The 6,000-nt window shown below is 40.8% G+C and carries 6 protein-coding genes; 2 read left to right on the top strand and 4 right to left on the bottom strand.

The window, feature by feature from the left end:
* Window positions 1-329 precede the first annotated feature (329 nt).
* The gene (locus RMY27_RS22280) at window positions 330-749 is read left to right on the top strand and encodes a hypothetical protein (protein ID WP_322666867.1); all 420 of its coding nucleotides are present in this window, start codon (window positions 330-332) and stop codon (window positions 747-749) included.
* A 219-nt stretch (window positions 750-968) separates the two neighbouring features.
* Here the strand turns inward: RMY27_RS22280 and RMY27_RS22275 are convergent, their stop codons facing one another.
* Window positions 969-1,340, bottom strand: coding sequence for a four-helix bundle copper-binding protein (locus tag RMY27_RS22275; protein WP_292776694.1), 372 nt, complete (start codon window positions 1,338-1,340; stop codon window positions 969-971).
* 516 nt (window positions 1,341-1,856) lie between these two features.
* Window positions 1,857-3,035 (bottom strand): pyridoxal phosphate-dependent aminotransferase, encoded by a 1,179-nt coding sequence (locus tag RMY27_RS22270; RefSeq protein ID WP_322666865.1) that lies wholly within the window; start codon window positions 3,033-3,035, stop codon window positions 1,857-1,859.
* Window positions 3,036-3,216: 181 nt separating this feature from the next.
* On the opposite strand from RMY27_RS22270, the gene RMY27_RS22265 reads away from it, so the two are divergent.
* The gene (locus tag RMY27_RS22265; protein WP_322666863.1) at window positions 3,217-3,816 is read left to right on the top strand and encodes an MBL fold metallo-hydrolase; all 600 of its coding nucleotides are present in this window, start codon (window positions 3,217-3,219) and stop codon (window positions 3,814-3,816) included.
* A gap of 550 nt (window positions 3,817-4,366) precedes the next feature.
* Here the strand turns inward: RMY27_RS22265 and msrB are convergent.
* Together msrB and RMY27_RS22255 are read right to left on the bottom strand one after the other, a co-directional pair.
* Window positions 4,367-4,861: a peptide-methionine (R)-S-oxide reductase MsrB gene (gene msrB, locus RMY27_RS22260; RefSeq protein WP_322666861.1), complete on the bottom strand. Its 495-nt coding sequence runs from the start codon at window positions 4,859-4,861 to the stop codon at window positions 4,367-4,369.
* 346 nt (window positions 4,862-5,207) lie between these two features.
* Window positions 5,208-5,741 carry an MgtC/SapB family protein gene (locus RMY27_RS22255; RefSeq protein WP_322666859.1) on the bottom strand — a complete coding sequence of 178 codons (534 nt, stop codon included), beginning with the start codon at window positions 5,739-5,741 and terminating at the stop codon, window positions 5,208-5,210.
* Window positions 5,742-6,000: the final 259 nt, after the last annotated feature.

The following is a 6,000-nucleotide window of genomic DNA, read 5'->3' as shown; positions in this document are numbered from 1 at the left end:
ATTTGGGTACTTCAACACGATATTTGGGTACTTCAACACGATATTTGGGTACTCCAATACGATATTTGGGTACTTCAACACGATATTCGGGTACTTCAACACGATATTTGGGTACTCCAACACGATATTAAGGATTAAAGAATTAATAGTAATATATGTAGTTTTTATACTTTAAATTATACTATTTCTAAGTAACATTAGTGAATATATATTAGACCATACTGTATTTTTGGTTGTTTTTGCTCAGGTCAATGAGAATGGCAAATGGCTAGAGTTGAAACATAGATATGTATTAATTTGCACATATTTTTTTGGGAGCAAACGCATATATGGCAAGATTGAAACGCAGTTCTACGGTATTGGATAAGGCAACGCGACGGATTGCGGGGATGCGATCGATTAGTGAAACGCTGGAATTTGCTGATGGCTTGAATTTGACGGAGTATCAAAGGCGGATTCAAACCTTGCAAACCAAGCTATCAAGCTACAACACAATGCTTTCTACCCTAGATGAAGCGATCGGGCAAATTCAATTACTAGAGGAAGATTTGAGCAGCTATTCGGAAAAGATGTTGATGAGTGTAAGGACACGCTACGGTAAAAACAGTTTGCAGTATGTGCAGGCGGGAGGAAAGCGGCGCAAGAGTAATAAGCGTGCATCTAACGCTGAACCGACTACAAGCGCGATCGCACCAAATGTAGAGAAGGCAATGACAAATGGCAAAAGTACAGAAACAACAGTAAATTAGGGCTGTATCATCGGTGCGTAGGTGTAGCCCGTCGTAGACATTGCCCGTCTACAAGCCAATGCTTACAGTTGTTCATGTAAAGGTGATCGCCAACATACCATTTGAGTATTGCTTCCACGCCTCAAATTTTAGTTAAATTTTTACTTCAAGCGCCCAGACTCCAAAGAGTCTGAGCGCTTGAATATTAGGTTGCAGAGAAACTTCTGCTAATTAGGGGAATTATGCGGGCATCATGTGCATACTTCTGCAAGACTCTGCACACTTACGGCAAGCAGCAGCACATTCCATCATTTTTGCGTCATCGCTCATCATCTCACACGCCATTGCAGTGCGATCGCACATTTCCGCGCAAAGCATACAAGTGCGTTCCATGAACTCAGAACCGCTCATCATCATATTCATACACATCATGCACATTTCAGAGCAATCGCGCATCATGCTCATCATGCTCATCATGCTCTTGTCCATGTGCTGACCACCTTTACTCATGCAATGAGTCATGGTTTCCATGCACATTTTATGACAGTCCATACAAACATCCATGCAAGTCTGCATTTCTGGAGTCATGGTTTCAGTCATCATCATCATCATCATCGGAAATACCTCCTGATTTTTTGATGCATAAAATAGTGTCCTTGAAAGGACTACTCATCACATTAGTCTTATCCTTTTAAAGAGTCAATGGGGTTTTTAATCCAGAACTTTTAAGCCTACTATCCCGATATAATTACCGGAAATTTGAACTAATTCTACAGTTATTTAGTGTTGTTTTTATGAGGAATACTATACATTAAGGTTTAGAAACCCTCGCTTTAAAGTGGGGTTTAGTTTAACGAGTTAAATTAACGTCGGGGATCAAAAGTTAGAGTTAAATTTAACTCGAAAAAATGTTATTGTTTTTTAACAAATAAATGCTTAGATCAAGCATTTGTAAAATTATATTAATCTAAGTTTATTAATTTATGTTAATTTAAGGATAGATAGTCTGAAAATTCATCATTTATAATGGAATTTAAACCGCACCTAAAACAAAAGTGCCTCACAAAAAATAAGTTTCACAACTTACATGAGAGAGGATAAAAAATAAATATAATATTATAATGTAGGTTATGAAGAAGATTGCAATTTGAGTAAGCGATCGCTAGCTGTTTTTAATGTCTCAGGTCTTTTGCTAAAGCAAAATCTGATTAACGAATGTCCCTTTTCTGGTTGACTGAAAAAACTAGAACCGGGAACTACAGCAACACCAATATCTTTAATCAGATGGTAAGTGAATTCAACATCTGTTTTATAGCCAAATTTGGAAATATCTGCAAGAACGTAATAGGCTCCTTTGGGAACGAAATAGGGAATTCCAACTAGGTCTAGAATTTGTAAGATGCTGTCTCGCTTTTGGTGATAAAGTTTGGCTAGTTCTTCATAATAGGATGGTGGTAGTTGCATGGCGGCAACTCCGGCTCGTTGCAATGGTGCAGGTGCGCCAACGGTGAGAAAATCATGGACTTTGCGAATCGCCCCTGTTAATTCGGGGTTTGCTAAAATGTAGCCGACTCGCCATCCAGTGACGCTATAAGTTTTAGATAAACCGTTAATAGTAACGGTGCGTTCTTCCATACCGGGAAGAGTCGCTAGGGCAATATGTTGAGTGCCGTCATAGAGAATATGTTCATAGATTTCATCAGTGAACGCTAACACATCCCATTTTTGACAAAGTTCAGCAATTAGAGTGAGTTCTTCACGGGTGAAGACTTTACCTGTGGGATTGTGGGGTGTGTTGATAATAATCGCTTTGGTATTGGCATTGAAAGCTTGACGCAACTGTGATTCATCAAATGTCCAATCAGGAGGATGCAGTGTGACGTAGCGGGGTATAGCACCAGCTAAAATCGCATCGGGGCCATAGTTTTCGTAATATGGCTCAAATACAATTACTTCGTCACCTGGATCGACTGTTGCTAGCATTACAGATGCCATAGCTTCTGTGGAACCACAAGTAACGGTGATTTGGGTTTCGGGATTGATATCTAAGCCGAGATACCAACGGACTTTGTTAGCGATCGCATGACGAAATGGGCGATCGCCCCAAGTAATGGCATACTGATTAACATCTGCCTCTATCGCCTGATATGCTGCCTGTTTCAATTCCAAGGGACAAGAAAAATCAGGGAACCCCTGCGCTAGATTTACTGCATCATGTTGCAGTGCCACCCTGGTCATTTCTCGAATCACGGACTCTGTAAACTGTTCTGCCTTCGCTGATATTTTTTGCCGTCCAATCTTACTCACTCCTAATACCTCCGTATTGCCGTTAACCGGGAATTTCTGCAAACTCGATAAAATCCATAATGCTGGTAGATTTATCGTAGTATAGTCAAATTTCCGATCCAGAGGGAATACAACCTCATAATCTATATACTTAATTATTGAGATTAATAGTCAATTATTGAAGTAACGATCCAGAATCATCATGAAATCTTTGCACCGTCCCGATCTGTATAGCTGGTCTAATTTCAATCCGGCAAGAAATATTGATTTCAATGGGATTGCCTGGATTCGCCCAGATGGCAACATCTTGATTGACCCAGTGGCCCTATCAAACCATGATTGGAATCATCTAAAATCCCTCGGCGGTGTGGTTTGGATTGTGCTGACGAATTCTGAGCATATCAGGGCAAGTAAAGAAATTGCCGATCAAACCTATGCTAAGATTGCTGGCCCGATTGCAGAAAAAGACACTTTTCCTATAGCTTGCGATCGCTGGCTATCTGATGGTGAAGAATTTGTGCCAGGACTGGAGGTGATTGAACTTAATGGTTCTAAAACTCCCGGTGAGTTGGCTTTGTTACTAGAGGAGACAACTTTAATTACAGGCGATTTAGTACGGGCACGCAAAGCAGGTAGCTTAACGATCTTACCAGATGACAAGCTGCTGAATCGAGAGGAGGCTGTTGCTTCTATTCGCAGGTTGGCTCAACTAAGTCGCGTAGAAGCAGTGTTGGTAGGGGATGGATGGCCTGTTTTTCGCGATGGACGCGATCGCTTAAAAGAACTTGTAGCGACACTGTAAATGATTAGGGTAGCACAGCTAGCTATGCTACCCTACAGACGATTGTGGTTCAAATAGATCAAAAAGGCTCTCAGACGAAAATCAAACAACACCGTATCATGGTAGTTAGTAGCATTTCTGTCTGATACTTTCTTTTTTACCATAAAAGAATATCAGGTAAGTAATATCCTGATTTCCTGACGACAGAATGCGAAAACTTTTACTGATTCACTTAGTTGGAGAACGCTGATGTCGAAGGAAAGAAAAAGTAATAAAGAAGCTAAAAAACCTAAAAAAGATCCCAAAGACAAAAAGGAGAAAAAAGACTCAGGTAAATAGTTCTAGCAAAGACCAAGAGTTGCATTTCCTTACATTGACAATACTTCGTCCAGTAGGACTGAATAGGAAAAGTTATTGTCAAAAATTTATTCACCCTTGGTCAAGTATCAAAATCTGATGATTTAAGTTGTGTGTGCGATATTAGGACGGGCTGTGACGCCCGATAGTGCAGCATTAGCGACGTAGGAAGGTCTTGACTCGCTAATGCTACGCTATCGGTGACGTAACTTAATCAAGCAGGCTCAAATTTCAGTGAAACACCGTTCATGCAGTAACGCTTCCCAGTGGGTGCAGGCCCATCATCAAAAACATGACCCAGATGACCACCACAGCGACTACAATGCACTTCAGTTCTGGTCATAAACAACGACTTGTCTACAGTAGTGGCGATCGCACCTTCAATTGGATTAAAGAAGCTAGGCCAGCCAGTACCACTATTAAATTTGGTATCAGATGTAAACAGTGGTAGTTCACAGGCGGCACAATAATAAGTGCCTTGGTTGTATTCCTTATCCAATGGGCTGGTGTAAGGGCGTTCAGTTCCATGTTTACGTAATACATTAAATTGTTCTGGCGTTAAAATCGTGCGCCACTCTGACTCTGGTTTGGTAACTTCAAATCCACTCTGAGAAGTTGTCATTGCTTGTGACCCCCAATTGATATACCTTGATAACAATGCTGTGCCGACTATGACTGCACCAGCCTGTAAAAAATAGCGTTTGTCCATATATCTATTATTTTCTATTTTCCGGTTCACTGGCCAATCAATTCCAGTACGGGATTCCCTACATGAATGACTATAATCAGCGATCGCTCTGAATTAGCCCTGATAAACTGATTAAAATTGGCTAAGAAACAACAAATTATTTTTCAATAAAATACTAGGTGGACACAATTATTTAGAAGACGCATTTCGACTTCGCTCAATGCTCAGTAGCCTGATTAAAAGAGGGTTGAGCGCAGTCGAAACCCAGCAATCTTAAGTTAGGTTTAATTTAGTCCTTCTACTTACGATCGATTTGACTTAATTTTGGATAATACAAGTACAGTTTTCAATTAGAGGATAACGATAGTCAATCATCATCTTCATCAGAGATGGTTGTGAGATCCTGAGTAGTCCCTTGTTTACCCTGACTCGTCAGTAATACAAATGTGCGATTGAGCCGCTTCACGCCACTTAGGGTAATCAGAGTCAGTAAGCCTCCCAATAATCCCATTTGCCATAGACCACAACCAATTGCAGCCCCCAACCCAGCCGCCGTCCAGACACAGGCGGCTGTAGTTAAACCTTTTACTTTTGGCGTTGCAGATTTTCTCGGAGACTCTTGTAAAATCAATCCAGCTCCAAGAAATCCAACCCCGGTAGCTACACCTTGAATTGTGCGACTCAGTGCATTGGTAGCAGCATAGGGACTTTCGCCCTCAGCCTGCAAAGGAATCATCACAAATAATGCTGCCCCCATACTCACAAGCATGAATGTTCTCATCCCTGCTGGCCTACCCCCTTGCTGACGGTTAAATCCAATCAAGCAACCAACCAGAAGCGCCAAAGATAATCTAAACGCTATATGTGGCCAATCGTTGGCAGCAATAAACATTGGCCCCATTGCCTTATTTCTCCTAGAGATAGAACACAATTTTGCACTTATTAGCAGTGAGATGGATGGCTATCCACTTTTATAGCTAAAAACTTAAGCACAGCAAATCAATAGGTTTTTAGTACATTAAAGTTAATTTAACAAAAGGTTATAGATAAGTAAACCAATATACACAAAGCCACCATTGCTGGATTCTTCCTAGAGACAGAAAGGGGGTAGAGAGAGAATAACTATACTAATGCTCAATCCCCAACTGATTGACACTGCT

Source organism: Nostoc sp. DedQUE09 (genome assembly GCF_034530915.1).
Lineage (GTDB): Bacteria > Cyanobacteriota > Cyanobacteriia > Cyanobacteriales > Nostocaceae > Nostoc.
The sequence above is the reverse complement of the archived record's forward strand: the minus strand, read 5'-3'. Positions and strand labels throughout refer to the sequence as shown.